This is a genomic window from Luteibacter sp. UNC138MFCol5.1 (assembly GCF_900110505.1).
Taxonomy (GTDB): Bacteria; Pseudomonadota; Gammaproteobacteria; order Xanthomonadales; family Rhodanobacteraceae; genus Luteibacter.
On record NZ_FODZ01000003.1, the window covers coordinates 161,401 to 184,669 of the forward strand.

26 protein-coding genes, 1 other RNA gene and 1 riboswitch are annotated in these 23,269 nt (G+C 66.6%); of the genes, 7 read left to right on the forward strand and 20 right to left on the reverse strand.

All coding sequences use genetic code 11. The features are described from left to right. Window positions 1-27: 27 nt before the first annotated feature. A complete protein-coding gene (carA, locus tag BMY69_RS09025) occupies window positions 28-1,170 on the reverse strand; it encodes a glutamine-hydrolyzing carbamoyl-phosphate synthase small subunit (protein WP_090053961.1) in 1,143 nt (380 codons plus the stop codon). Between the two features lie 218 nt (window positions 1,171-1,388). On the opposite strand from carA, the gene BMY69_RS09030 reads away from it, so the two are divergent. Next, the gene (locus BMY69_RS09030; RefSeq protein WP_255364511.1) at window positions 1,389-2,072 is read left to right on the forward strand and encodes a 2OG-Fe(II) oxygenase family protein; all 684 of its coding nucleotides are present in this window, start codon (window positions 1,389-1,391) and stop codon (window positions 2,070-2,072) included. A gap of 108 nt (window positions 2,073-2,180) precedes the next feature. Here BMY69_RS09030 and BMY69_RS09035 read toward each other — a convergent pair whose 3' ends face one another. From BMY69_RS09035 to hrcA, 6 genes are all read right to left on the reverse strand, one after another. Further along, window positions 2,181-3,188, reverse strand: coding sequence for a sodium:calcium antiporter (locus tag BMY69_RS09035; protein WP_090177314.1), 1,008 nt, complete (start codon window positions 3,186-3,188; stop codon window positions 2,181-2,183). Between the two features lie 21 nt (window positions 3,189-3,209). Beyond that, a riboswitch (yybP-ykoY riboswitch) is annotated at window positions 3,210-3,405 on the reverse strand. A gap of 104 nt (window positions 3,406-3,509) precedes the next feature. Further along, window positions 3,510-4,304 (reverse strand): 4-hydroxy-tetrahydrodipicolinate reductase, encoded by a 795-nt coding sequence (gene dapB / locus BMY69_RS09040; protein ID WP_090177317.1) that lies wholly within the window; start codon window positions 4,302-4,304, stop codon window positions 3,510-3,512. Between the two features lie 158 nt (window positions 4,305-4,462). Then, entirely contained in the window at window positions 4,463-5,596 is a 1,134-nt protein-coding gene (gene dnaJ / locus BMY69_RS09045) for a molecular chaperone DnaJ (protein ID WP_090177320.1), read from the reverse strand. A gap of 127 nt (window positions 5,597-5,723) precedes the next feature. Next, window positions 5,724-7,649, reverse strand: a complete 1,926-nt coding sequence (gene dnaK, locus BMY69_RS09050) for a molecular chaperone DnaK (RefSeq protein ID WP_090177323.1) — start codon at window positions 7,647-7,649, stop codon at window positions 5,724-5,726. 129 nt (window positions 7,650-7,778) lie between these two features. Beyond that, the gene (grpE, locus tag BMY69_RS09055) at window positions 7,779-8,312 is read right to left on the reverse strand and encodes a nucleotide exchange factor GrpE (protein WP_090053974.1); all 534 of its coding nucleotides are present in this window, start codon (window positions 8,310-8,312) and stop codon (window positions 7,779-7,781) included. 86 nt (window positions 8,313-8,398) lie between these two features. Then, window positions 8,399-9,457 carry a heat-inducible transcriptional repressor HrcA gene (gene hrcA, locus BMY69_RS09060; RefSeq protein ID WP_090177325.1) on the reverse strand — a complete coding sequence of 353 codons (1,059 nt, stop codon included), beginning with the start codon at window positions 9,455-9,457 and terminating at the stop codon, window positions 8,399-8,401. 135 nt (window positions 9,458-9,592) lie between these two features. On the opposite strand from hrcA, the gene recN reads away from it, so the two are divergent. Then, the gene (gene recN, locus BMY69_RS09065; protein WP_090177328.1) at window positions 9,593-11,263 is read left to right on the forward strand and encodes a DNA repair protein RecN; all 1,671 of its coding nucleotides are present in this window, start codon (window positions 9,593-9,595) and stop codon (window positions 11,261-11,263) included. A 112-nt stretch (window positions 11,264-11,375) separates the two neighbouring features. Here recN and BMY69_RS09070 read toward each other — a convergent pair whose 3' ends face one another. After that, window positions 11,376-12,005 carry a response regulator transcription factor gene (locus tag BMY69_RS09070; RefSeq protein WP_090053981.1) on the reverse strand — a complete coding sequence of 210 codons (630 nt, stop codon included), beginning with the start codon at window positions 12,003-12,005 and terminating at the stop codon, window positions 11,376-11,378. Between the two features lie 87 nt (window positions 12,006-12,092). Between BMY69_RS09070 and BMY69_RS09075 the strand changes: the two genes are divergently transcribed. Further along, complete coding sequence (locus BMY69_RS09075; RefSeq protein ID WP_090177329.1) at window positions 12,093-13,712, forward strand: MASE1 domain-containing sensor histidine kinase; 1,620 nt, start codon at window positions 12,093-12,095, stop codon at window positions 13,710-13,712. A 340-nt stretch (window positions 13,713-14,052) separates the two neighbouring features. On the opposite strand, the gene fur is transcribed toward BMY69_RS09075, so the two are convergent. Further along, window positions 14,053-14,466: a ferric iron uptake transcriptional regulator gene (fur, locus tag BMY69_RS09080; protein ID WP_090053987.1), complete on the reverse strand. Its 414-nt coding sequence runs from the start codon at window positions 14,464-14,466 to the stop codon at window positions 14,053-14,055. Between the two features lie 72 nt (window positions 14,467-14,538). Between fur and bamE the strand changes: the two genes are divergently transcribed. Beyond that, window positions 14,539-15,000 carry an outer membrane protein assembly factor BamE gene (gene bamE / locus BMY69_RS09085; RefSeq protein ID WP_090053988.1) on the forward strand — a complete coding sequence of 154 codons (462 nt, stop codon included), beginning with the start codon at window positions 14,539-14,541 and terminating at the stop codon, window positions 14,998-15,000. Window positions 15,001-15,010: 10 nt separating this feature from the next. On the opposite strand, the gene BMY69_RS09090 is transcribed toward bamE, so the two are convergent. Both BMY69_RS09090 and BMY69_RS09095 read right to left on the reverse strand, forming a co-directional pair. Then, a complete protein-coding gene (locus BMY69_RS09090; RefSeq protein ID WP_090177332.1) occupies window positions 15,011-15,289 on the reverse strand; it encodes an RnfH family protein in 279 nt (92 codons plus the stop codon). Continuing rightward, a complete protein-coding gene (locus tag BMY69_RS09095; protein WP_090177334.1) occupies window positions 15,282-15,710 on the reverse strand; it encodes a type II toxin-antitoxin system RatA family toxin in 429 nt (142 codons plus the stop codon). The genes BMY69_RS09090 and BMY69_RS09095 overlap by 8 nt, the downstream gene beginning before the upstream one ends. An 80-nt stretch (window positions 15,711-15,790) precedes the next feature. Here BMY69_RS09095 and smpB point away from each other — a divergent pair, with 80 nt between their 5' ends. Both smpB and ssrA read left to right on the forward strand, forming a co-directional pair. Next, entirely contained in the window at window positions 15,791-16,291 is a 501-nt protein-coding gene (gene smpB, locus BMY69_RS09100; RefSeq protein ID WP_090053994.1) for an SsrA-binding protein SmpB, read from the forward strand. A gap of 81 nt (window positions 16,292-16,372) precedes the next feature. Beyond that, window positions 16,373-16,726: a transfer-messenger RNA gene (gene ssrA, locus BMY69_RS09105) on the forward strand. 115 nt (window positions 16,727-16,841) lie between these two features. Here ssrA and BMY69_RS09110 read toward each other — a convergent pair. Next, on the reverse strand, window positions 16,842-17,165 hold the full coding sequence (locus tag BMY69_RS09110; protein ID WP_090177337.1) for a hypothetical protein: 324 nt from the start codon (window positions 17,163-17,165) through the stop codon (window positions 16,842-16,844). Between the two features lie 101 nt (window positions 17,166-17,266). Between BMY69_RS09110 and BMY69_RS09115 the strand changes: the two genes are divergently transcribed. Continuing rightward, window positions 17,267-17,548, forward strand: a complete 282-nt coding sequence (locus tag BMY69_RS09115; RefSeq protein ID WP_090177340.1) for a hypothetical protein — start codon at window positions 17,267-17,269, stop codon at window positions 17,546-17,548. Window positions 17,549-17,554: 6 nt separating this feature from the next. Here BMY69_RS09115 and BMY69_RS19640 read toward each other — a convergent pair whose 3' ends face one another. From BMY69_RS19640 to BMY69_RS09145, 8 genes are all read right to left on the reverse strand, one after another. Beyond that, entirely contained in the window at window positions 17,555-17,704 is a 150-nt protein-coding gene (locus BMY69_RS19640; RefSeq protein ID WP_177191127.1) for a hypothetical protein, read from the reverse strand. Between the two features lie 59 nt (window positions 17,705-17,763). Continuing rightward, window positions 17,764-17,943 (reverse strand): DUF3606 domain-containing protein, encoded by a 180-nt coding sequence (locus BMY69_RS09120; RefSeq protein WP_090177343.1) that lies wholly within the window; start codon window positions 17,941-17,943, stop codon window positions 17,764-17,766. Window positions 17,944-18,007: 64 nt separating this feature from the next. Then, window positions 18,008-18,697, reverse strand: a complete 690-nt coding sequence (locus tag BMY69_RS09125) for an SOS response-associated peptidase (protein WP_090177345.1) — start codon at window positions 18,695-18,697, stop codon at window positions 18,008-18,010. Between the two features lie 34 nt (window positions 18,698-18,731). Beyond that, on the reverse strand, window positions 18,732-19,907 hold the full coding sequence (locus tag BMY69_RS09130; protein WP_177191128.1) for an acyltransferase family protein: 1,176 nt from the start codon (window positions 19,905-19,907) through the stop codon (window positions 18,732-18,734). Between the two features lie 99 nt (window positions 19,908-20,006). Continuing rightward, the gene (locus BMY69_RS09135; RefSeq protein WP_090177351.1) at window positions 20,007-20,456 is read right to left on the reverse strand and encodes a tail fiber assembly protein; all 450 of its coding nucleotides are present in this window, start codon (window positions 20,454-20,456) and stop codon (window positions 20,007-20,009) included. After that, window positions 20,456-21,475, reverse strand: coding sequence for a glycine-rich domain-containing protein (locus BMY69_RS19325; RefSeq protein WP_143070438.1), 1,020 nt, complete (start codon window positions 21,473-21,475; stop codon window positions 20,456-20,458). The genes BMY69_RS09135 and BMY69_RS19325 overlap by 1 nt, the downstream gene beginning before the upstream one ends. Continuing rightward, window positions 21,472-22,125: a baseplate wedge 1 family protein gene (locus BMY69_RS09140; protein ID WP_090177354.1), complete on the reverse strand. Its 654-nt coding sequence runs from the start codon at window positions 22,123-22,125 to the stop codon at window positions 21,472-21,474. Before BMY69_RS09140 ends, BMY69_RS19325 begins: the two co-directional genes overlap by 4 nt. Continuing rightward, window positions 22,122-23,267, reverse strand: a complete 1,146-nt coding sequence (locus tag BMY69_RS09145; protein ID WP_090177356.1) for a baseplate J/gp47 family protein — start codon at window positions 23,265-23,267, stop codon at window positions 22,122-22,124. Before BMY69_RS09145 ends, BMY69_RS09140 begins: the two co-directional genes overlap by 4 nt. Window positions 23,268-23,269 lie beyond the last annotated feature (2 nt).

Consider the following 23,269-nt stretch of genomic DNA (forward strand, 5'->3'; position numbering starts at 1 on the left):
GATGAGCGGTACGGGACGAGCGGCGCGTCAGGACGCGCGCTTCGCCTTGTGCTCTTCCATCGAGGCGATGAACGTGTCGAACAGGTAACCGACGTCTTCCGGACCGGGGCTCGCTTCCGGGTGGCCCTGGAAGCAGAACGCCGGGCGATCCGTCAGGGCGAAGCCCTGCAGCGAGCCGTCGAACAGCGAGGTGTGCGTGATGCGCACGTTGCCCGGCAGCGTCGCCGGATCGACCGCGAAACCGTGGTTCTGCGAGCTGATCAGCACGCGGCCGGTGTCGTGGTCCTTCACCGGGTGGTTCGCGCCGTGGTGGCCGAACTTCATCTTCAGCGTCTTCGCGCCGATCGCGAGCGCCATGATCTGGTGGCCGAGGCAGATGCCGAAGGTCGGGATCTTCGTTTCCAGGATCTGCTTCGTCGCTTCGATCGCGTAATCGCACGCGGCCGGATCGCCCGGGCCGTTCGCCAGGAAGATGCCGTCCGGATTCATCGCGAGCACCTCGGAGGCGGGCGTCTGCGCCGGCACCACCGTGATGTCGACACCGCGGCCGGCGAGCAGGCGCAGGATGTTCTGCTTCACGCCGTAGTCGAAAGCCACCACGCGGAATTTCTTCGGCGCGTTGTAGAAGGCCTGCTTGTCGAGGTCGTAGACGCCCTCGGACCACTGGTAGGTCTTCGTGGTGCTGACGACCTTGGCCAGGTCCATGCCGTTGAGGCCCGGGAAGGCCTTCGCCTTCGCCACCGCCGCGTCGGCGTCGATCGCGTCGCCCGCGACGATGCAGCCGTTGAGGGCGCCCTTCTCGCGCAGGATGCGCGTGAGGCGGCGCGTGTCGATGCCGGCGATGGCGACGATGCCGTGGCGTTCGAGGTACTGCGGCAGCGGTTCGACGCTGCGCCAGTTGCTCGCCAGTCGGGGCACGTCGCGCACGATCAGGCCGGCGGCGTGGACGCGGTCGGCTTCGACGTCGACCTCGTTGGTGCCGGTGTTGCCGATGTGCGGATACGTCAGGGTGACGATCTGGCGGGAGTACGACGGGTCGGTCAGGATTTCCTGGTAACCGGTCATGGCGGTGTTGAACACCACCTCGCCAACCGTCTCACCGCGGGCACCGACCGCGTGGCCGTGAAAAACGCTGCCGTCTTCGAGAGCAAGCAGAGCAGGAGTACGCATGGGATGGCCGCCTTCAGGTGCAGCAAAGCCCGCAAGCCAGCAGGAATGCGGCTCGTGGGCCTTGGGGATAAGGAATCGTAGGGCGGGTAAGAATGATAGGTGCGAACGCCCTTCCTGTCCACCGGGAATCGCTGAATGAAACGTGCGCGAATGTCGCGGGGAACCCGGCCTGACACGATACAATGCCCGCCGTGGTAGCCCATCCGAGAACCGCCCGCATGCTGCTGGACCCCGCCCGCCTGGAACGTCCCGACACCGACATCAGGCACGAGCCGTTTTCGTTCATGATCGCCCATGGGCAGTTGCCGGACGACGCCCGCGGCGACCTTGACCGGGACTTCCCCCAGTACAGCAGCGCCGGCTTCTTCCCGTACGATGCGAGCGACTGCGGGCCGTCGGTCAACGAGCTGGTCGAACAGATGACCTCGCGGGAGTTCTCCGCCGCGATCGGCCGCCACCTGGGCATCGACGGGCTCGAGAACTACCCCACCCTCGTGACCCTCTGCCGCCTGCTCAACCGCCGGCACGGCACGATCCACACCGACAGCAAGTCGAAGATCGCCACCGCGCTGATCTACCTCAACCCGATGTGGCCCGACACCAGCGATGGCTGCCTGCGATTCCTCAAGTCGATCAACGACATCGACGACATCGTCGCGCCCGAGTTGAAGCCGCTGTACGGCGAGTTCGCCGTCTTCCGCCGGGCCGAGAACTCCTTCCACGGGCACCTGCCCTACGAGGGCGAGCGCCGGGTGATCCAGGTGGCCTGGCTCACCTCCGAGGAGGAAAAGGCCCGCAAGACCAAGCGCGGCAAGTTCTCGCGGGTGTTCAAGAAGATCTTCGGCAAGCTCGATCGCAGGGTCGGCGCCGACCGCGACCGGAACGCCTCGCATCCGGATTGAGCGTCGTCGCGGGTTTCCCGCTGACGCGGGATCGCCGATACGATCGGCTCCCACCCTCCGGTAGCTACCAACGGGTGGGAGCCGATCGTATCGGCGATCCGGAGTCCCTCAGCGCACCCCGAAGTACCACCCCACGAACACCGCGAAGACGCCGTAGAGCAGCCCGATCGGCATCAGCCAGCGGGCCTCGACCGCGCCGCGGCGGAACATCGTCCACAGGGCGATCACCGCCACCATCGTCACGGCACCGGCCACGATCAGCGGCGTGTCGAACAGCCACGGCGTCGCGAACAGGGCGAGCGAACTCGGAATGGTGGCCTGGATCATCATGGCGCCGGAGATGTTGGCCAGCGCCAGCCGCTCCTTGCCCTGGCGCACCCAGATCAGCGCGTTGACGGTCTCCGGCAACTCGGTGGCCACCGGGCTGAGCACCAGCGCGATCAGATGCGGCGACAGGGCGAAGTGCGTGCCGAGCGCCTCCAGCTGCCAGACGAAGGTGCGCGAGGCGATGGCGATGACCAGCAGCGCGAGGACGGTCTGCAGGACGACCCAGCTCATGGCCGGGTCCGCATCGCGCGGCCGGAACGTCAGGGGTTCGAGCTCCTCGTCCTCCGGGCCGCTGGTGTCGTCGCGCATCTCGCGCCATACGTAGAACGCGTACGCGGCGAGAAAGAGCACGCCGAGCCACGGCTTCCACGCGAACGCCACGAGGCCCAGGCCGACCTTCACCACGAAGATCGCCAGGAACCAGGACTGGTCGCGGGCGAGGCGGCGGTTGTCCACGCGCACCCGCGTGTCCTTGCGCTTCAGCCGCTTACGACCCGCATATAAAGCGAATCCGACCACCGCATAGGCGATGGTGGCGAGCACCAGCGGACCACCCAGCGCGGCACCGACGCCGATGTCGCGCGCCTCGGGCGTCTTGCCGAAGATGACGGCGACGAAGGTCACCGCGCTCTCGGGCAGCGCCGTGCCGAACGCGGCGAGCACCGTGCCGGTGGTGGTGGCGCCGAGGCTGAGCTTGCGCCCGAACCATTCGACACCGTTGACGAAGTACTCGCAGGCGAAATAGATGGCCCCGGCGGACACCAGGAACAGGAAACACGTCAGCAGCATGTTCAGCTTCGAGGCCGGGCGAGCGCGCAGAACCGATGGCACAACGACACCGCTCGCCCGGCCCGGGTAAGCGTGTCGATGGCCAAAGGTCTCGCCGGGCCGGCGCCGCACGGATCGTGCGACGCTGCTGTTCGCGCCATGGGGCACAAGGCCGCCAAGTCTGTTGACGCGAACTCCTCAGGGGGAACGAGGATGGCTACTCCCCAATGACATCGGCGCGGATGGTAGCACGGGTTGCAGGATGCCGTGAGACGCGTTCGCAACGCCGTGGGAGCCGATCGCATCGGCGATCCCGCGGGAGCGGGTCCGTTCGCGGAAGGCTCACACCTTCGCGGCGATCACATCCTCGATCGTCCACGCGCCCGGCGCCCGGCCGGCGATCCACGCGGCCGCTTCGAGCGCGCCACGGGCGAAGATCGAGCGATCCGTCGCGCGGTGACCGAGTTCGACGCGCTCGCCCTGCCCCATCAGCCACGCCTGGTGCTCGCCGACGATGTCGCCGCCGCGCACGACGGCGAAGCCGATCGTGCCCGCCTTGCGCGCGCCCGGCCGGCCTTCGCGCGTGTAGACGGCCAGTTCGTCGAGGGTGGCGCCGCGTCCCGCCGCCGCGGCGTGGCCGAGCGCCAGCGCGGTGCCGGACGGCGCGTCTTCCTTGCGGCCGTGATGCGCTTCCACGATGTCGAGATCCCAGCCGGGCAACGCCGCGGCGGCTTCGCGCAACAGACGGGTGAGGACGGCCACGCCGAGGCTGAAGTTGGCCGCACGCAGCACGGCGATGCGCTCGGCGGCCTTCGCCAGGTGGTCCTCGATCTCCGCCGACAGACCCGTGGTGCCGGTGACGAGCGATGCCCCGCTGGATTCGCAGTACGCGAGCGCGGCGCCGAGCCCGTCGGGACCGCTGAAATCGATGACCACGTCGGCGGACTGGGACTCGCTCCAGTCGGAAAAGCGCAGCGCCGAAACGTCGCCGTACGCCGACTTGCCCAGACGCGGCGAGCCACTCGAGACGATCGCCTGCACCAGTTCGAAGCGATCGTCGCCGCGCAAGAGGTCGAGCAACGCGAGGCCCATGCGGCCGGAGGCGCCGCTGATGGCGAGACGGATGGGGCGGGTCATGCGGTGGCCTTCCGATCAGGATGAACGAGGATCGTAGCAGGCGCGCCACACGTAGGAGCGCGCCCTGCGCGCGACATCTTTGCGCCGTGAGCGACAGGCCCTGCTGCTCACGGCCCCAAGAGATGTCGCGCGCAGGGCGCGCTCCTACGGGGGCGGGCTCAGGAGGTGACGCGCGACCAGAATTCCTTGACGCCGTCCATGAAGGTGTTCGAGCGCGGCGTGTGCTTCGCGGCTTCCTCGCCCACGAACGTCGCTTCGAGCTGCGTGAGGATCTCGCGCTGCTCCTTCGTCAGGCGCACCGGTGTCTCCACCACCACCGTGCAGATCAGGTCGCCGGTACGGCCGCCGCGAACGGATTTGACGCCGCGTCCGCGCAGGCGGAACTGCTGCCCCGTCTGCGTTTCCGGCGGCACGTTCACCGCGACCTCGCCTTCCAGCGTCGGCACCTGGAGCTCCGTGCCGAGCGCGGCCTGGGCGAAGCGGATGGGCATTTCGCAGTAGAGGTCGGACCCGTCGCGCTGGAAGATCGCATGCTCGCGCACGCGCACTTCGACGTAGAGGTCGCCCGCCGGCGCACCGGCCGGACCGGCTTCGCCCTGCCCCGTGAGGCGGATGCGGTCGCCGTTGTCGACGCCCGCCGGAATGCGCACGGACAGCGTGCGTTCTTCCTCGAGGCGGCCTTCGCCGTGGCACTTCTTGCAGGGCTTGTCGATCTTCTGCCCCGAACCGTGGCATGTCGGGCACGCCTGCTGGATGGAGAAGATGCCGTTCTGCATGCGCACGCGGCCATGGCCCGCGCACGTCGTGCACGTGGACACCTTGCCGTCTTCCGAACCCGTGCCGTTGCAGTGGTGGCAGTTGACCTGCGTGGGCACCTCGATCTTCTTCTCGACGCCGAACACGGCTTCCTCGAGATCGAGGTCCATCATGTAGCGCAGGTCGGCGCCGCGGCGCGCGCGCTGGCGTCCGCCGCCCGCACCGCCGAAGATGTCGCCGAAAATGTCACCGAAGATGTCGCCGACGTCGCCGAATCCGGCGCGATTGCCGCGACCGCCAAAACCGCCGTTCTCGAAGGCGGCATGGCCATACTGGTCGTACGCCGCGCGCTTCTGCGCATCGGACAGCACGTCGTAGGCCTCTTTGGCTTCCTTGAATTTGTCGATCGCTTCCGGATCGTCCGGGTTGCGGTCGGGGTGGTACTTCATCGCGACGCGACGAAAGGTCTTCTTGAGGTCGCCCTCCGTCACGGTGCGTTCGACACCGAGGACTTCGTAGTAGTCGCGCTTGCTCATCGCGGGTGTGCTTTCCCTGGACGGACGAACGCGCCGACGGGAAACCCCTCGGCGCGATCGGTCCGGTCAACTGTTGGCCACGCGCCGCGGGCATCCACCCGCGGCGCTTCGTTGCTGATCGGACGACTTACTTGTGGTCGTCCTTGACCTCGGTGAACTCGGCATCGACCACGTCGTCCGGCTGGGCCGAACCGCCGCCCGGCGCCGACTGCTGCGCGGTGTCCTGCGCGCCGCCCGACTGGGCTGCCGCCGCGAGCGACTGGGCCGCCTGCTCGAGGTTCGCGATCTTCGACTCGATGGCCTCCTTGTCCTCGCCCGTCAGCGCCTTCTCCAGGTCGGACACGGCGCCGTCGATGGTGGCGAGCTGGTCGGCGGGAATCTTGCCGCCGTGCTCCTTCAGCTGGCTACGCGTGGCGTGGACGAGCTGGTCGCCACGGTTGCGCACCTGCACGAGGTCGTGGAACTTCTTGTCTTCCTCGCGATTCGCCTCGGCGTCCGCGACCATGCGCTGGATCTCGTCTTCCGAGAGGCCCGAACCGGCCTTGATCTCGATCTTCTGTTCCTTGCCGGTGTCCTTGTCCTTCGCCGACACGTGCAGGATGCCGTTGGCGTCGATGTCGAAGGTCACTTCGATCTGCGGCGTGCCGCGCGGCGCCGGGCGGATGCCCTGCAGGTCGAACTTGCCGAGCGACTTGTTGGCGTTGGCGCGCTCGCGCTCGCCCTGCAGCACGTGCACGGTGACCGCGGTCTGGTTGTCATCGGCCGTGGAGAAGACCTGCGAGGCCTTGGTCGGCACCGTGGTGTTCTTCTCGATGAGCTTGGTCATCACGCCGCCCATCGTCTCGATACCGAGCGACAGCGGGGTCACGTCGAGGAGGAGGACGTCCTTGACCGAACCGCCCAGCACGCCACCCTGGATCGCGGCGCCGACGGCGACGGCTTCATCCGGGTTGACGTCCTTGCGCGCTTCCTTGCCGAAGAAGTCCTTCACGGCTTCCTGCACCTTGGGCATGCGGGTCTGGCCACCGACGAGGATCACCTCGTTGATGTCCGATACGCGCAGGCCGGCGTCGTTCAGCGCGGTGCGGCAGGGTTCGATCGTGCCCTTGACGAGGTCTTCCACCAGCGACTCGAGCTTGGCGCGGGTCAGCTTGATGTTGAGGTGCTTCGGACCCGAGGCATCGGCCGTCACGTACGGCAGGTTGACGTCCGTCTGGTGCGCCGACGACAGCTCGATCTTCGCGCGCTCGGCGGCGTCCTTCAGACGCTGCAGCGCGAGCTGGTCCTGGCGCAGGTCGATGCCCTGCTCCTTCTTGAACTCTTCGACGAGGTAGTCGATGACGCGGTTGTCGAAGTCTTCGCCACCCAGGAAGGTGTTGCCGTTGGTCGAGAGCACTTCGAACTGCTTCTCGCCGTCGACGTTGGCGATCTCGATGATCGAGACGTCGAACGTACCGCCGCCGAGGTCGTACACCGCGATCTTGCGATCGCCCGTGGCGGTCTTGTCGAGACCGTAGGCCAGCGCGGCCGCGGTCGGCTCGTTGATGATGCGCTTGACGTCGAGACCGGCGATCTTGCCGGCGTCCTTGGTCGCCTGGCGCTGGCTGTCGTTGAAGTACGCCGGGACGGTGATGACCGCCTCGGTGACGGCCTCACCGAGGAAATCCTCGGCCGTCTTCTTCATCTTCATCAGCACCTTCGAGGAGATCTCCTGCGGCGCCATCTTCTTGCCGTCGGCCGTCTGCACCCACGCGTCGCCGTTCTCATGCGCGACGATCGCGTACGGGACGAGCTTGATGTCCTTCTGCACTTCGGCGTCGGTGAACTTGCGGCCGATGAGGCGCTTCACCGCGTAGAAGGTGTTCTTCGGATTGGTGACGCTCTGGCGCTTGGCCGGCGCACCGACCAGGACCTCGTTGTCCTTGGTGAACGCGACGATGGACGGCGTGGTGCGATCGCCTTCCGCGTTTTCGATGACGCGCGCGGTCGTACCTTCCATCACTGCGACGCAGGAGTTGGTCGTACCGAGGTCGATGCCGATGATCTTGGCCATTGAAGTTACTCCGTATTCCTAAGCGGCCCCCGCGGCCGCGGCTGTTTGTGAAGTGGGGCCCGGCCCCATCGATTCAATACCTTGTGAGACTCCCCGGCGGCGCGGAACACGCGACGCGCGGGACTTCGTTCAGTTGTCGCGCACCACGGCGACGAGCGCCGGACGCAGCAGACGATCGTTGAGCACGAACCCCTTCTGGACGACGGCCACCACGGTGCCCGGCGCGTGCTCGTTCGACTCGACCGAGCTGATCGCCTGGTGGTGTTCCGGGTTGAACGGCTGGTGCAGCGGATCGACCACGCTCAGGCCGTTGCCCTGCGTGACCTTCTCCAGCTGCTTGAGCGTCAGCTCCAGGCCTTCGCGCAGCGTCTTCGCATCGGCCGACTCGTTGGTCAGGCCGAGCGCGATGCCGTCGTACACCGGCAGCAGCTCGCCGAGCAGCTTCTCGTTGGCGAAGCGACGGGCCTGGTCGAGGTCGCGCTGCAGGCGACGGCGCTGGTTCTCGATCTCCGCCCGCTCGCGCAGCACGGTCTCGCGCGCGCTGGCGAGCTCGGACTCGAGGGCGCCAAGCTTCGCGGTGAGCGCGTCGAGATCGGCATTCATGCCTTCGGCCGCGCCGCCGTCCTGCGCCGGATCCGGCACGTGGGGATCGTTGTTCTGCATGCTTACTCCAAATGTCAGCTTACCGGCCGCTCCATGGAGCGGCCGAACATTCGCGGGAAATTACTAAACCCGCCTCCCGAGGCGGTTTATGAGGTCGCCGCGGCGCGATTCAAGGCGTCGCTGAGCAATCCCGCCGTGGCCTGGACCACCGGAATCACCCGCTCATATGCCATACGCGTCGGTCCAATAACTCCGATCGCGCCGAGCATGCGGCCGTTCGTGCCGTAGGTGGCGGTGACGATGCTGCATCCGTCGAGGGCGGAGAAACCGGACTCCTCGCCGATGAACAGGCGCACGCCGGGCGCCTTGACGCACATTTCCATCAGCTGGAGCAGGTCGCGCTTCTGCTGGAAGGCGTCGAAGAGGTCGCGGAGCCGGTCGATGTCGGCCAGCTCGGAATAGCCCATCAGGTTCGTCTGCCCGCTGACGAGGACGTCGTCGGCGTCATCGCTCGCGAACGAGGCGGTGGCCAGTTCGACGGCGGCCGCCAGCATGCGGTTCAGCTCGCCACCCGCCTCGCGCAGTTCGGAGGCCAGGTGGGCGCGGATGTCCGCCAGGCGGAAGCCGGCGAACTGCGCATTGAGGTAGTTGGCCGCCTGCTCGAGCTCGCTGGCGTCGATCGGCCGGGCGAGCTGGACCACGCGGTTCTGGACCTGGTTGTCGGAGAACACCAGGATCACCAGCACGCGGGCGTCGGGCAACGAGACGAAATCGATGTGGCGCAGCGGGAAGTCGCCCTGGCGCGGCACGGTGACCACGCCGGCGAAGTGGGTCATCGCCGAAAGGAGGTTGGAGACGTTGCCGAGCAGGTCGCGCGTGGTCGTCTGGTGCGGCGGCAGTCCGCCCTGCAGCCGGGCCATCTCGTCGCGCGGCAGCGGCTTCAGTTCCAGCAGACTGTCGACGAACAGGCGCAGGCCGCGCGGCGTCGGGATGCGGCCCGCCGACGTGTGCGGCGACGCGACCAACCCGGCGTCCTCGAGGTCGGCCATGATGTTGCGGATGGTCGCCGGGCTGACTTCCAGGCCGGAGGACCGCGCCAGCGTGCGCGAGCCGACGGGTTCGCCGTCGGACAGGTATTGGGAGATCAGGGTCCGCAGCAGCCGGCGCGCGCGAGCATCGATGTCGTGACCGGAGAACGGATTCATGCGCCTGGGCGGGTGGTGGAGGGATCGGATCGTCGCGCTATCAATAAGGTCTGGGGCTCCGGCTTGCAAGTCTCGGCTTCTGCGACGCCGCTGCCGCTACAATCGGCGCGATTCCATCCGCCACCACCGGTGCCCATGCTCACCTCGCTCTACGTCCGCCAGTTCGCCGTCGTCGAAGAAGCCGAGGTGGCCTTCGGCCCGGGCCTCACCGTGGTCAGCGGCGAGACCGGCGCCGGCAAGTCGCTGCTGGTGGACGCCCTGATGCTGCTCGCGGGCGCGCGCGCCGACAGCGGCATGGTCCGCGCGGGCTCCGATCGCGCCGAGCTGGCCGCCGAATTCGACCTCGCCGGCCTGCCCGAAGCGCTCGACTGGCTGCGCCAGGAAGAACTGGACGACGGCGAGACCTGCCAGCTGCGCCGCGTGATCCGCACCGAGGGCAGCTCGCGCGGCTGGATCAACGGCCGCCCGGCGAGCCTCGCGCAGATGTCGGCACTGGCGGCGCTGATCGTCGAGATCCACGGCCAGCACGAACACCAGGCGCTGCTCTCGCGCCAGCACCAGATGGCGCTGCTCGACGCCTACGCGGGTAACGAGGCCCTGCTCGCCGACGTGCGCGAGACCGCGCGCGCCTGGCGCGAGGCCGTGTCGCGCATCCGCGCGCTGTCGGGTGGCGACGATCGCGAGCACCAGATCGACCTGCTCAGCCACGAACTCGAGGAACTGGACCGCTGGGCGCTCGCGCCCGCCGCGCTGGAAGACCTCGAGACGCAGCATCGCCGCCTCGCCAACGCGGGTCGCCTGGCCGAGGGCGCGAACGGCGTGGTCGAGATGCTCGACGGCGAAAGCGAGTTCGCCATCGGCCGCGCCCTGCTCCGCGCCCACGCCGAGCTCTCGCGGCTGGCCGAGCTCGATGCCACGCTCGCCCCGACGCTGGAACTGCTCGACAGCGCGCAGATCCAGGTCGGCGAAGCGGTCGACGGCCTCAGCCGCTACGCGCAGGACGTCGAACTCGACCCCGAGCGCCTCGCCGAGGTCGACACCCACCTCACCCATCTGCACGATCTCTCGCGCCGCTACCGGCTGCCGATCGAGGAACTGACGGCGAAGGCCGAGGAACTGCGCGGGCGCCTGACCGAGCTCGAAGGCGCGGGCGACGCGCTCGAACGCCTCGGGCGCGAGCGCGACCGCCTGCGCACGGCGTGGGACACCGCCGCCACCGCCCTGTCGACCGCCCGCCGCGACGCCGCCTCGCGCCTCGGCACGGCCGTCGCATCGCTGATGGGCGAACTCGGCATGGCCGGCGGCCGCCTGGAGGTCTCGCTGGAACCGGCCGAAGCCGACGATCCGGATCCGCAGGGCCGCGAGCGTTGCGAGCTTCTGGTCAGCGCCAATCCCGGCCAGCCTCCGCGTCCGCTGCGCAAGGTGGCCTCCGGCGGCGAACTCGCCCGCATCAGCCTCGCGATCGAAGTCGCCACGCTGGGCAACGACAACATCGGCTGCATGATCTTCGACGAGGTCGACACCGGCATCGGCGGCGCCGTGGCCGAAGTGGTCGGCCAGAAACTGCGGGCGCTCGGCGAGCGCGTGCAGGTGCTGTGCGTCACGCACCTGCCACAGGTCGCCGCGCAGGGTCATTCGCACCTGAAGGTCGCCAAGGAGAGCGACGGCGAAGCCACCCGCACGCGCATCCATTCGCTGGACGCCGCCGGCCGCCGCGACGAACTCAGCCGGATGCTCGGTGGCGTGGAAATCACGAAGGAAACCCGCGCGCACGCGAAGAAGATGCTGGACAAGGCGCAAGGCTGAAGCCCCTCCCTTGTGGGAGCGGCCTTGGCCGCGACAGCTTTTCGCGGAGCGCTTCAGGGCCTGTTCCGTTCGGCGAAGAGCGGTCGCGGCCAGGTCCGCTCCCACATGGTGGTCAGGCGCGGATCAGGCCGCGCTCCTGCGCCATCCGGTACAGATCCAGCTCCGACCCGGCGTTGAGCTTGTTCATCACCGCCGCACGGTGGATGTAGATCGTCTTCTGGCCGATCCCGAGTTCGGCCGCCACCTGCTTCGGCGCGCGGCCGGCCGCCAGCAGCAGGAACACCTCGCGCTCGCGCGCCGTGAGCCGGTTGAACGGATCGAGGTCGGCGGTGGTGCGGCCCGAACGACGCTCCCGCAGGTCCGAACTCAGGTACTGATCGCCCCCGAGCACCGAGCGTACGGCCGCCACGAGTTCCTCCGGCGCGACGCCCTTGGTCACGTAACCGCGCGCGCCGCGACGCAAGGCCTCGGACACGTAAGGCTCGCCGTCGTGCATGCTCAGCACGACGATCTTCATGCCCGGCGCGATGCTGCCCAGATGCTCGATCAGCGGGAGGCCGCTGCCGTCCGGCAACGAGAGATCCACCGCGACCAGATCCGGCCGGTGCTGGGTGACCGCGTCGACCGCCTCGTCGGCGTTGCGGGCTTCGGCGACGACGTCCAGATCGGGTTCCAGCTCGATGAGCCGCTTGAAACCCTCTCGAACGATGGCATGGTCATCTACAAGGACGATTCTTGGCATGGACAGAATGTAGCAGGCTCTCCCGACGCGTGCGTATGGGCTCGCCCGATGCGTCAGCCCGCCTCATGCGCCGTGTAACATTCTGGAATGCGCTTACTCGGCCCCTCCCGCTTCGCCGGCCCCCTCTTCGCCATCGCCTATGCGCTCGCCTGGGTGATGCTCTGGCCGACCGAGCAGCCCTACTGGGTGCTGCCGTTCGGCCTTCGCTTCGGCGCCCTGCTGCTGATGCGCACGCGGGACTGGTTCTGGATCCTCGGCGCCGAGATGTTCGCCAGCGCGTTCTGCGAATGGCGCAGCGGCCTGCCCATCGGCGGCGCGGGTTTCGTGCTCGGCGACGCGCCGGAGCCGCTGATGGTGGCCGCCTGCCTCTGGCTGCTGCGGCGCGCCCACCTGCACGCCAGCCTCAACACCCCCGAGGACGTCGCGCGCCTGCTGCTCTCGGCGATGGTCACGGCCACGGTCGCCACCGCGGGCAACGCCGCGATGATGGCCTCGATGCACCCGGCCGCCCCGGTGGAGATGCTCGGCACCACCTTCGGCAGCGACCTGCTCGGCGACTATCTCGGCGTGCTGCTCGTCGTGCCGGTCATGGTGCTGGTGTTCCGCGAGCGGCCGACGCAGACGGCCATGGCGGAACTGCTGCTCGACGGCCTGCTGGTGATGCTGCCCTCGCTGGCGATCCTCATCACGCTGGCCGAGTATTCGCCGCAACCGCAGTTCGCCCGTGTGCTCTCGCTGGCCCCCGTGCTGTTCTTCGCCTTCCGTCACGGCTGGCGCGGCGCGGGCCTGGCGATGCTGATCACCAGCGTGGGCCTCAACGTCACCGAGGACATGATCGGCCGGGGCGCGCCCACGGCCGCCGCCCACCTGTTCCTCGCCGTGGCCGGCACCGGCACGCTGATGCTCGGCGCCGCCACCGACGCCCTCCGCCGCAGCAGCGAGCGCGTGGCCCAGCAGAACACCCACCTGGCCGCCGCCAACCAGCGCCTCGACCAGCTGGCGCGCCAGCTGCGCGATGCCGCGCGAGGCAACCTCCAGGCCGAGGAAAACCTGCGCAGACACATGGCGGCGGAGCTGCACGACGAGCTCGGCCAGAACCTCACCGCCATCCAGACCCATCTGAAGCTCGCGCAGAATCGCCTGGGCAACGCGGGCCTGGACGACATCGGCACGTCCATCAACGGCATCCTCGGCCATATGCGCCGGGCGCTCCACAAGATGCTCGACAGCCTGCGCCCCTCGGTGCTGGACGAGTTCGGCCTGCTGCGCGCGCTCGACGAGGGCCCGATCCGCGACATGCTCACCGCCGCAGGTATCCACTACGTGACCGACCTGCGCGGGGACCCCCGCCTGCTCGACGACGACACTCTCACGGCGATCTACCGTGTGGTCCAGGAGAGCGCGACGAACGTCGTCCGCCACTCGGGTGCGCGTCGGATGATGTTGCGCCTGCGCATCGGGCTACGCGACAGCGGGCCCGTCGCCATCCTCGACATTCGTGACGACGGCGCAGGCCTTCCGTCAACGCCCCGACCCGTCAGAACCGATGGCGGAGGCCGGGGACTGCAGGGAATGAGCGACCGGATCACCGCCCTCGGCGGGCTGTTCAGAATCCGCCCGGAGCCCGTGGGGCTTCACCTGCGGGTGCTGCTGCGCAGCACAAGTATCGGTTCTGACATAGGAAATTTTCCGATACCGGGGGCATGAACGCTTCGTTAGCATCCCATTATCGATGTGGGGGAGCCGCCGTCGAGAGACGGTGAGCCCAGGTCGGTCGTGGGGACGATCGGCCTGATGAGGCGACAGGATGTCGGCCTCGCCGGTGCGACATGGCACCCCGTGTACCAGCGAGCAACTCGCGGTCCACGGGCCATGGAAACGCCGGATCAAGCCGCCGGTGGACAGGAGTCCACCGGCGGCGTTTTTATGTGCGCTACCAGTAGGAGCGCGCCCTGCGCGCGACATCTTCTCGCGACCCGCTCCCCGGACCGGCTCGGCCCACAAAAAAGGCCCCGAAGGGCCCTCTCGTCTTCAATGATTCCAGCGCTCAGCGCTTCTTCTTCGGCCGCACGTAGAGCACCAGGCTGTGATCCTCGATCACATACCCGTGCCGGTCGGCGATCTCGTGCTGGAGACGCTCGATCTCCTCGCTGATGAACTCGATCACCTTTCCGCTGTCCACGTCGATCATGTGGTCGTGGTGCTTGCCGCGGTCGAGCTCGTAAACGGCCTGCCCGCCCTCGAAGTTGTGCTTCATGACGATGCCGGCGGCTTCGAACTGGGTCAGCACGCGGTACACGGTGGCCAGCCCGATGTCTTCCTGATGGGCGAGCAGCCGCTTGTAGATGTCTTCAGCCGTAAGGTGGGGCTGGTCGGCCTCCTCGAAGATCTGGAGGATGCGCATCCGCGGATGCGTGACTTTCAGGCCCGCCTTGCGGAGCTCTTTGGTTTCCTGGTCCATGTCAGACCCCTCGCGGTGCCATAAGGCGCTTAGTGTATCATCACAGGCTTCACGATCCGGACGTTACTACGCATGCATAAGCTCATCCGCACGCTGGGTTTGGCCATGATGGCGACCGCCATCGCGGGCTGTGGCCTCGTCTATACCCCCGACGTGCAGCAGGGCAACCTGCTCGACAAGAAGAACGTCGACCAGCTGCAGCCCGGCATGACCAAGCGCCAGGTGCTCGTGCTGCTGGGTACCCCGTCCGTCATCTCGCCCTTCGACCAGGATCGCTGGGACTACGTGTCCACCTTCTCCCATCGCGGCAAGAAGATGACCACCCGCACGCTGACCCTGACCTTCAACAACGACACCCTGGTCCGCACCGAAGGCGATTTCTTCGCCGAGGACGCCAAGGAGCTGCTGAAGGATTCGGAGAAGTACAAGGCCAATCCGACGGGCGGCGCCGAAGGCGACAAGAACACCAGCCCGAAGAAGGACGCCGACGACGGCGGCATCTTCGGTGGCGGCTCGTCCGACGACAAGAAGTAAGAACGGGCAATCAGGCACCGCGCGCCGCGCGGCGCCGCCTGGCCTCCATGGGATCGAGGATCAACGGGCGGTAGAGCTCCAGACGATCGCCCTCCTCCATCACCCGGTCGGCCGCCACCTTCTTCGCGAAGACGCCCAGCCGCGCCGGATCAGGGGACACGCCCGCCGGCAGCGCGGGCAACGCCAGCTCCACGGCCTGCCAGGCCGTCGTGCCCGCGGGCACCGTCAACGGCAGCACCACCTGCCCTTCCGGCCCGGCGTAAGCCACCTCGATCGCGACATCAGCCATACTGGCGGCGCGCCTCGTCGCAGAAGTCGTCGACCATGCGGTTGGCCAGCTGCTGGAAGCCCATCTTCAGCACGCTGCCGCCCAGGCCCGCGTAGTCGAAATCCAGCGCGAGGGCGATCTTGCAGCCGATGTCGCCGAGGGCCTGGAAGGTGAAGACGCCATCGAGCGAGCGGAACGGCCCCTCCACGAACTTCATCGTGAGCCGTTCCGGCCGCTGCATCGTGTTGCGGGTGGTGAAATGCTGCTTCATGCCCGCGAATTTCAGATCCAGCCGCGCGACCAGTTCGTCGTCGGTCCGCTCCACCACCGTGGCGGCGTCACACCAGCCGAACCGCTTTGGGTATGCTTCCACATCGTTGACCAGGTCGAACATCTGCGCGGGCGTGAACGGCACGATCGCACTGCGGCGGATTTCAATCACGTGAAGACCTCGTCTCATCTCGCCGGCGCATGGATACGCCGGGCTTGTATCAGGGACCCGATAGACCGATTTTAACGGACATGGCAAAACCGAAAGCAAAGGACACGGAAAAGGAAGGTCGCGGCACCATCGCGCTGAACAAGCGCGCGCGCCACGAATACCACATCGACCAGCGCTTCGAGGCCGGCATGGCCCTGCAGGGCTGGGAGCTGAAATCGCTGCGTGCCGGCCGGATCAACTTCGGCGAAGGCTGCTACGCGATCATCCAGCACGGCGAGGTGTTCCTCGTCGGCGCCCAGATCCCGCCGCTGATCAGCGCCTCCACCCACGTGGTGGCCAACGACCGGCGCACGCGCAAGCTGCTGCTCCACCGCGAGGAGATCGACCGGCTGATCGGCGCCGTCGAGCGCAAGGGTTACACCCTGGTGCCGACCGCCCTCTACTGGAAGAACAACAAGGTCAAATGCGAAATCGGCCTGGCCAAGGGCAAGCAGGATCACGACAAGCGCAACGCCGAGAAGGAGCGCGAGTGGGCCGTCGACAAGCAGCGCGTCATGCGCGCCCACAACAAGCTCGGCTGACCTGAACACCGGGCAGGCCGCCCATTGTGGCGCCCTGCCCCCGACCCTATACTGGGAAGGTAGTCACACAACGTTTTCCCCGGGGGTGTACTGGTTTCGACGGGGGTAGTGCGATTGCTTGGTGCATGCCGAGGGGGCCGCTTTCCTCGTTAATCCAGCAGCAAACTCATAGTTGCCAACGACGACAACTACGCTCTCGCCGCTTAAGGCGTAAGCCCCGAACCGACTTGTGCTCGTGCTCGTCGGTGTAGGGTCACTATCACGAGATCGTCAATGGCTGTCGCCTCTCAGCCTACGACTAGACCTAACAGGCTGGTTTGTCGGCGCGCTTAGCACGCCGTGCTGTCGGCAAACGAGATCCAACGGTGAGCTAAGCATGTAGATCCGGGGATCAAGCGCCTTCGGACGCGGGTTCGACTCCCGCCACCTCCACCAATATGGCCATCTAAGTCACTGAAAAGGCTTAGGTGGCTTTTTTGTATGTTGGTCTGGATTGGTCTGTTTTGGGCTGGGTTTGGTCAACATTTGGTCACGCGGAAATATCCCTTTTTCAGGAGCGGTCTTCCGCTCCCTTCGGCTTCCGCGGCGGCAGCCCCTGAGGCGTCACACGGCGCGTCCGGTCCATCGCCTTAGGCTCGATCCGCCGGCAGGCGGCCCACCGCTCCACCATGCGTTTTGCTTGCCGCTCCGAGCCCACCCGCGCCTCGATCGACGCGTCCCGATCCCCGTCCGGGAAAAGGCTCACGCGCCACTGCGTCCCATGCGCCAGCTCGCGGATCATCACGAACGGCACGCCGTTCTCCGCCGCGCCGTAGATCTGCGGCAGCGGCGCACTTAGGGCGTCGGACGGCTTGTACCAGGTGACGGAGGACATGGCGCGGGACGATACGCCGGCCGAATCTCAGAAATGTGGACGGCGCGCACCGGCTACGCGAGGACTCGGCCGTAAGGCCTGACGGCGGCTACACTTCGCGAATGACGCTGCGGGAAGAACACGCCCTCACCATCGCCGAGATCGTTCGCGACGCAGTCGCCGCGGGCGACGCCGCTCTCGCGCGCGACTTCGAAGAGGCTCGATTCCGCACCCAGCTGGCTGCAGCGAAGGCTGACCGTGCCGGATTGGCTGGCGTAGCCTTCGCCGCTGCGCTTCTCCTTGAGGCCTTGGGTGATCCAGGCAGCATTCCAGAACCAGGGTACGGGGAGGCCATGAACCGCCTCGCGATCGCTCTCGACGCGGTCGGCTTCGATCCGCTCTGACGACCGTCAGGAGCGCAGGACGCTCCAGGAGCCGTCCGCCTGCTCCGACTTCACGATCACTTCCTCGCCCGCGCTCTCGAAGAACTGCGCGAGAACCACGGCCGCGGTGATCGCGTCGTCCTCGGACGCGTAGAAGTGCTCGGCGCGCTTGTTCATCGTCACCCGCCATAACCCTCGATCCGTCGTGGGACGAGCCACGTAGATGACTACGTCCGTCATGCCTTGCCGAGCGCCTTCCGCACGTCCGCAGCCATGACTCCGACCCGCTTCACGACCGCGCGAAGCTCCTCTCCCGATACGTCGAGCACGCGGGTCCAGTACTGGACCTCGTAGTCCTCGTTCACGTTGATGCGCTGCGCGTCGGCGGGCCCGCGGTTACTCTTGTCGTCGCTCATGATGACCTCTCCCGTAGTGGTCCTGAGCGTCCCGATCCAGCCGTCGACTCTTCGCGAAAGTTTTCTAAAGGTTGACTGGCCTTACCAACTCCGGACCTTTGTTCTTCGGGGAGCCCACGGCCTTCGGCACGGGGTAGTAGACGAGGTCGGCCTCAGGGGCCGCAGCCAGCGTTGCGCTGGCATCCTCAGGCGAGCCGTCCATCCACACCTCCCAGAGGTCGGGCGGGAGGATCACGGGCTGCCGGTCGTGGATGTCGCCGGAGACCTTTCCAGGCTCGCCGGTGATGATGGTGAAGGTGTGGGACCAGTCCTCGGCGTCCGAGGCGCGCCAGCCCTCCCACAGCCCGGCGAACATCAGCAGGTGGCCGGCGGGGTCGTGGATGAAGTACGGCTGCTTGTTCGGCGACTCCCCTTTCCACTCGAAGTAGCCGCTCGCCGGCACCAGGCACCGGCGCTTCTTGAACGCGTTCCGGAACGAGGGCTTTGTGGCCACCGTCTCGGCGCGCGCGTTGATCGTCTTCGCGCCGAGCTTCAGGTCCTTCGCCCAGGACGGGACGAGGCCCCAGCGGAACGCCTTCGCCTCGTAGCCGTGCCGGCCGTGCGCGACCACCAGCGCCTTCTGGGTCGGCGCGATGTTGAACTGGTCCTCGCGTAGGTGGATCTCGCTCATGATGTCCAGTTCGAGCTGGTCCAGCACCTCGCGAGCCTCACGGCTCAGGCTGACGGGTCCGAAGGTGGCGTAGCGGCCGCACATGGGCGCAGCATACCGCCGCGCCGTGACGGCGGCGTCAGGCCGTCTGCTCGACCGGCGCCTCACGCCTTGCCGCGGAACTGTTCGCCCCGATGAGCTTCGACAGCCGAATCCCAAGCCGGTCCACGTAGCGATCAAAGGCCATCGCCACCAGAAGCACGACCGGGATCGTGATGGCCATAGCGATGGCCGCTACGGCGACTCGCGGAAGTCCGGCATGCCACAGCCCTACGATCAACGCCGAATACACGGTCAGAAGAATCGGTAGGTGCACGAGGTACACCGAATAGGAGATCCGCCCAAGGAACTGGGCGCCACGACTTAGAAACACGGCGTCGAAAAAGCCACATCGCACCACATACAGCAGCAGCGCGCCGGCGGCCACATGGAACACCGACTCACGCGGCACGACGTCCAACGGGATGATCAACGTCCAGTCGTACAGCGGCGACAGATCGAACGAGCCGCCGATGACCACTCCCAACAGGCATAGCGCGATCACCCAAGGCGAGCGTGTCGTTTGCGCCACGCCGACGTGACTGCCGATCAGGAACGCCATGTAGTAGGGCCAGTCGGCTGGGAAAACTTGAAAAAGAAGCGCTGACACCACCGCGAACCAGATCCATCCGCCGATACCCGAAAGTCGGAGCGCCACATAGGCAAAGACAATCATGGAGCCGATGAGCTCGATCTTCATAGTCCAGAGCGACATGTTGTACAACGACGTTCCGGTGAGGATCGCACCGTAGGCGCCGTCAGCTATCGCTGATGGAAAGTGCGGATCGAAGTGCCAGAAGAAACCCAACCACGACGACCGCGTCAGCTCGGAAGCGACATGCCCCCACGATGCATGAATCGACATGCATGCATAGGCAAATAGTACGCTTCCCAATATCGGCACACCGAGACGGACATAGCGGCGCGCCGCTCGCAGCTTGAGAATATTGAGGTCGCCAGTTACCAGGAACTTCTTCGTCAGAACGTAGCCGCTGAGCACGAAGAACACACAAACCGCGAAGTGCCCGTTAAGGAAAATCGGAACGATCGGCATCGCAAGAATATGCTCGGCGCGACCGTTCGGCGCGCCCGGCAAAGCCGTTCCCGGATACATGGCGGCGAACCCCAAGGGGAAGATCGCGATGAGCATGTGGCACAGCAGCACGTTAAGTGCGGCTATGCCACGAAGGCCATCGGCTGCTTTGTCCTTCTGCATTTCTGGCTCCCGAGCTTCGGCAGAGTATACCGAGAGCCGAACGCCTGGCACCTCAGAGAGCCACATCCTGCCGGATCTGTTCGACTTCGGGATCACCCCTCACGCTGATTGTTCGGGGAGCGTGTTCATCGCATACGACGGGTCCGGAAACGCCGGCCATTCCGGGTCTGCAGCATCAAGGGGCACACGACTAACGGCGACTCGAAACTGCCTCCAGCGGGTCAAAAGCGCGCTTTCGGCTTCGGTTGCCTCGCCCAATTCCACGGCATCCTGAAGAGGTGCCATCGCCAGGGCCGCTCGCGCGAGAAGTTCGTTCCGGCGAGCAATGTTTGCCGCTCGAATCTCCTCGTGAGTGGGCTGATATGGAACCGGCGGCGAGAGTATCCACTCGCCGCTATCATTCGTTGCAGACCAGCCCTCAACGGGCTCCGGCTCCATAGACGTCACGTCCACCCACGTGATCGAAGGGTGGAACATTTCGGAGATGTCCCCGTCGGTAGTGATGATCTCGACGACCTGCTCGCTGTCGATTCGCGCATACGTCTTCATCAAGCAAACTCCTCCACAATGACGATTCCCGATGCGCCATTACCACCCGCTTGCGCTGCGGCACTGTTCGACGCGACTGCACCGCCGCCGCCGCCGCCGGCGGACGCTCCGGCGATGCCAGCGAAGCTCGTTCCACTTGCCACCGCACCTTTACCCTGAGTGTTTCCGCAGAAGATCGACGATCCACCGTACCCAGCAATGACGGCAATCGATGTAACGGAGAACGCGAACCCGCCTGTTCCGCCCTCGCCGTTCACAACATTGCCGCCGACGCCGACGCCGCCGCGCAGGCCGCCGACGATGCCAGAGGCTGCCGCAGCGGATGCCAGACCGCCCGGACCACCAGTTGCAGATAGCGCGGCACCGAACGACGAGGTCCCACCGGCCGATCCACTGTTGGTGCCAGCGGCCCCTCCCGATCCGCCGGCTCCGACGACTACCGTTGCACCTGCGAATCCAGCGGACAGAAGGCTTTGTGCGAAGCCGCCTCCCGATCCACCAGACGCGGACGCCACCTGCCCGGATCCAGTGGCGCTTACGCCCCCACCACCACCGCCGCCGCCTACGACAGTAACCCGCACCCGCTTGGTGCTGGCCCCAGGGTTGAAGGTGAACGTACCAGCGGCTGCGAACGTTTGGATACTCAGCAGACGTCCCGTCGTGCTGGCGTCGAATTCGTCGCGAGTGACCGACCAGCGACCCCAGTCGTTTGCGTTCGCATTCGGTGCCTTATTCGTGTTCGCTCGCTTCGAGAGGTACGCGCCCCCTGCATATTGAACGTAAGCACCCTGCGGGTAATCCTCGGTATCCGACCACTCCGGAAGTCCGCGCTGCATGAAGTATCGAATCGCTCGGTCGGCACGGCGATGCAGGCCGTTGACCCACTCGACCGGCGGAATGCCGCCAGTCTGGTCGAACGCAATTCCCCATCCACGCAAGATGTCGGGAAAGTCCAGAACTTCACCCGCATGGGCGCCTTCCGCCGTGACCTTCTCGTCGGGGCGGTCGTAAATCGTCATAGGAACCTCGCGAATTTGCCGCTGTTGAAACCGCGCGCACCGGGCACGCCGTAGAACCCGAACGGGTTGGCGTCGGCGGCGAGGACGAATCGGATCCGGACCCCTGCCGGCCTCGGCAGGATGTCCAGCGTTGTGATGGCGTGCCGCTTGAAGTCGGTGATGGCGACGTCGCGAAGCACCACGGTGAACGACATGTCGAACTGGTCGTATGCCTCGGCGCCCTGACCGAAGATGAAGGCAAGCGCGTCCTCGACGTTCGGCATTGTGCCGACGGTGTAATTCCGCGTGACACGGCACCGGATGAGGAAGCGATAGTCGTCGTCGTTCAGCACGACCGAGTCCGCGATCGGGTCACCGAGCCGATACCATCGGCCGCCACCATCGCCGCCGAGGCTGAAACCCTTCGCACCTTCCGCCCCTTCAAACCCGAACAGACCACGCGGCGTGATCATGGGCAGTATCCGCGACTGGCCGACGTGCTTGCCGACCAAGTCGAGGTTGATACCGGCGGCGGTGTCGATGTCGAGCACACCGCGAAGGGCGGAAAGTCCCGCCCAACCGTCCCCGAACGTCGAGGCGAGGAGATCGGCCGTAGCGGTCGCGCGCGGCTTGCCCTGGTATTGCCAGATAAGGAGGTCGCGGTAACTCATGGCGCGATCACCACCTCGATATCTTCAACGCCGAACCGTGCCAGACCGCGGGCGTCGACATCGATGTTTGCCGTACTGAGCGCCCCTCCGACAGGACCGATCAGCAACTCCTGCACCCAGAAGCCGGGAACCGTGTTGATCGGCGTGTACAGGCGGCTCAGGAGGACGTCCTCGCCTATGACGAACGGCTCGGCCGCGATGGCCGCCTTGATGCCTTCCGCGTCGATGGCGGTGAAGTTGGCGGCACGCTTCACCGTCACTTTCGCCGCGCATGCCTTGATCGTCGGCCGATCGAATCGAATCGGCCGCGTTCCGGTGCCTACCGGAACGTTCACCACCACCAGGCCGCGCATGTTCGTGCCCGCCGGCTTGTTCTGGCGAATCACCAGCGCAATCGCATCCTCGTCGCCGCCGTCGACCACCACATTGATGCCGTGCGCCGGTACGCCGTCTGCATCGACGACGTCGGTGTAGTTCTCAAGGCAGACCACCTCGCGAACGTCCGGGAGCTCCCCGACCCGCGCCTCGATCGCTTCAGCGCTGGCCGTGGCCGGCCGTGCGCGACTGCGGAAGAACCGTGCGCGCAGTTGCGGATCCGTCTCTTCCTCCGTGCCGATCTCCGCCGCCGTGAGGGTGGTTGCCGATTGCCAGCCGAGCACGACCGTCTGGATCGCGAGAATCGTCGCCTCGGGCACCGCAAAGGCACCCAGATCCTCGCTTCGGAAGTCGGCCCGCGCCGAGCCGTCGCTGTTCAGCACCGCGTCGGACACGGCGCGCCAACGAATTCCGTTGGCGTCAGCGACGATCGAGCCCGCCGGGATGATCGATCCCGGACGGCCACTGAGGATCACGTCGCGAAGATAGCTGTAGCTGGCCAGCCGGCGGAGAAGCCCGGCGTAGGCCGCCCGCTGCTCGAGCCAAGCTCCGGCGGCATAGTCGGGATCGAGTGCCCGGTAGACCTGCTCGCCGAGCTCCTCGATGTCCGTTCGAATCTGTACCAGAAGTCCGATCATCTGCCCGTCCGGGCTGTCCGGCGCGATGTCGATGTCGTTTCCGTAGATGCTCCGGAAGCCGTCGTCCAGCTTCGCCTTGATGGCGTCCAGCCGGTCGGCGACATAGCCGGCCGCCGTTACTTGTCCCATGG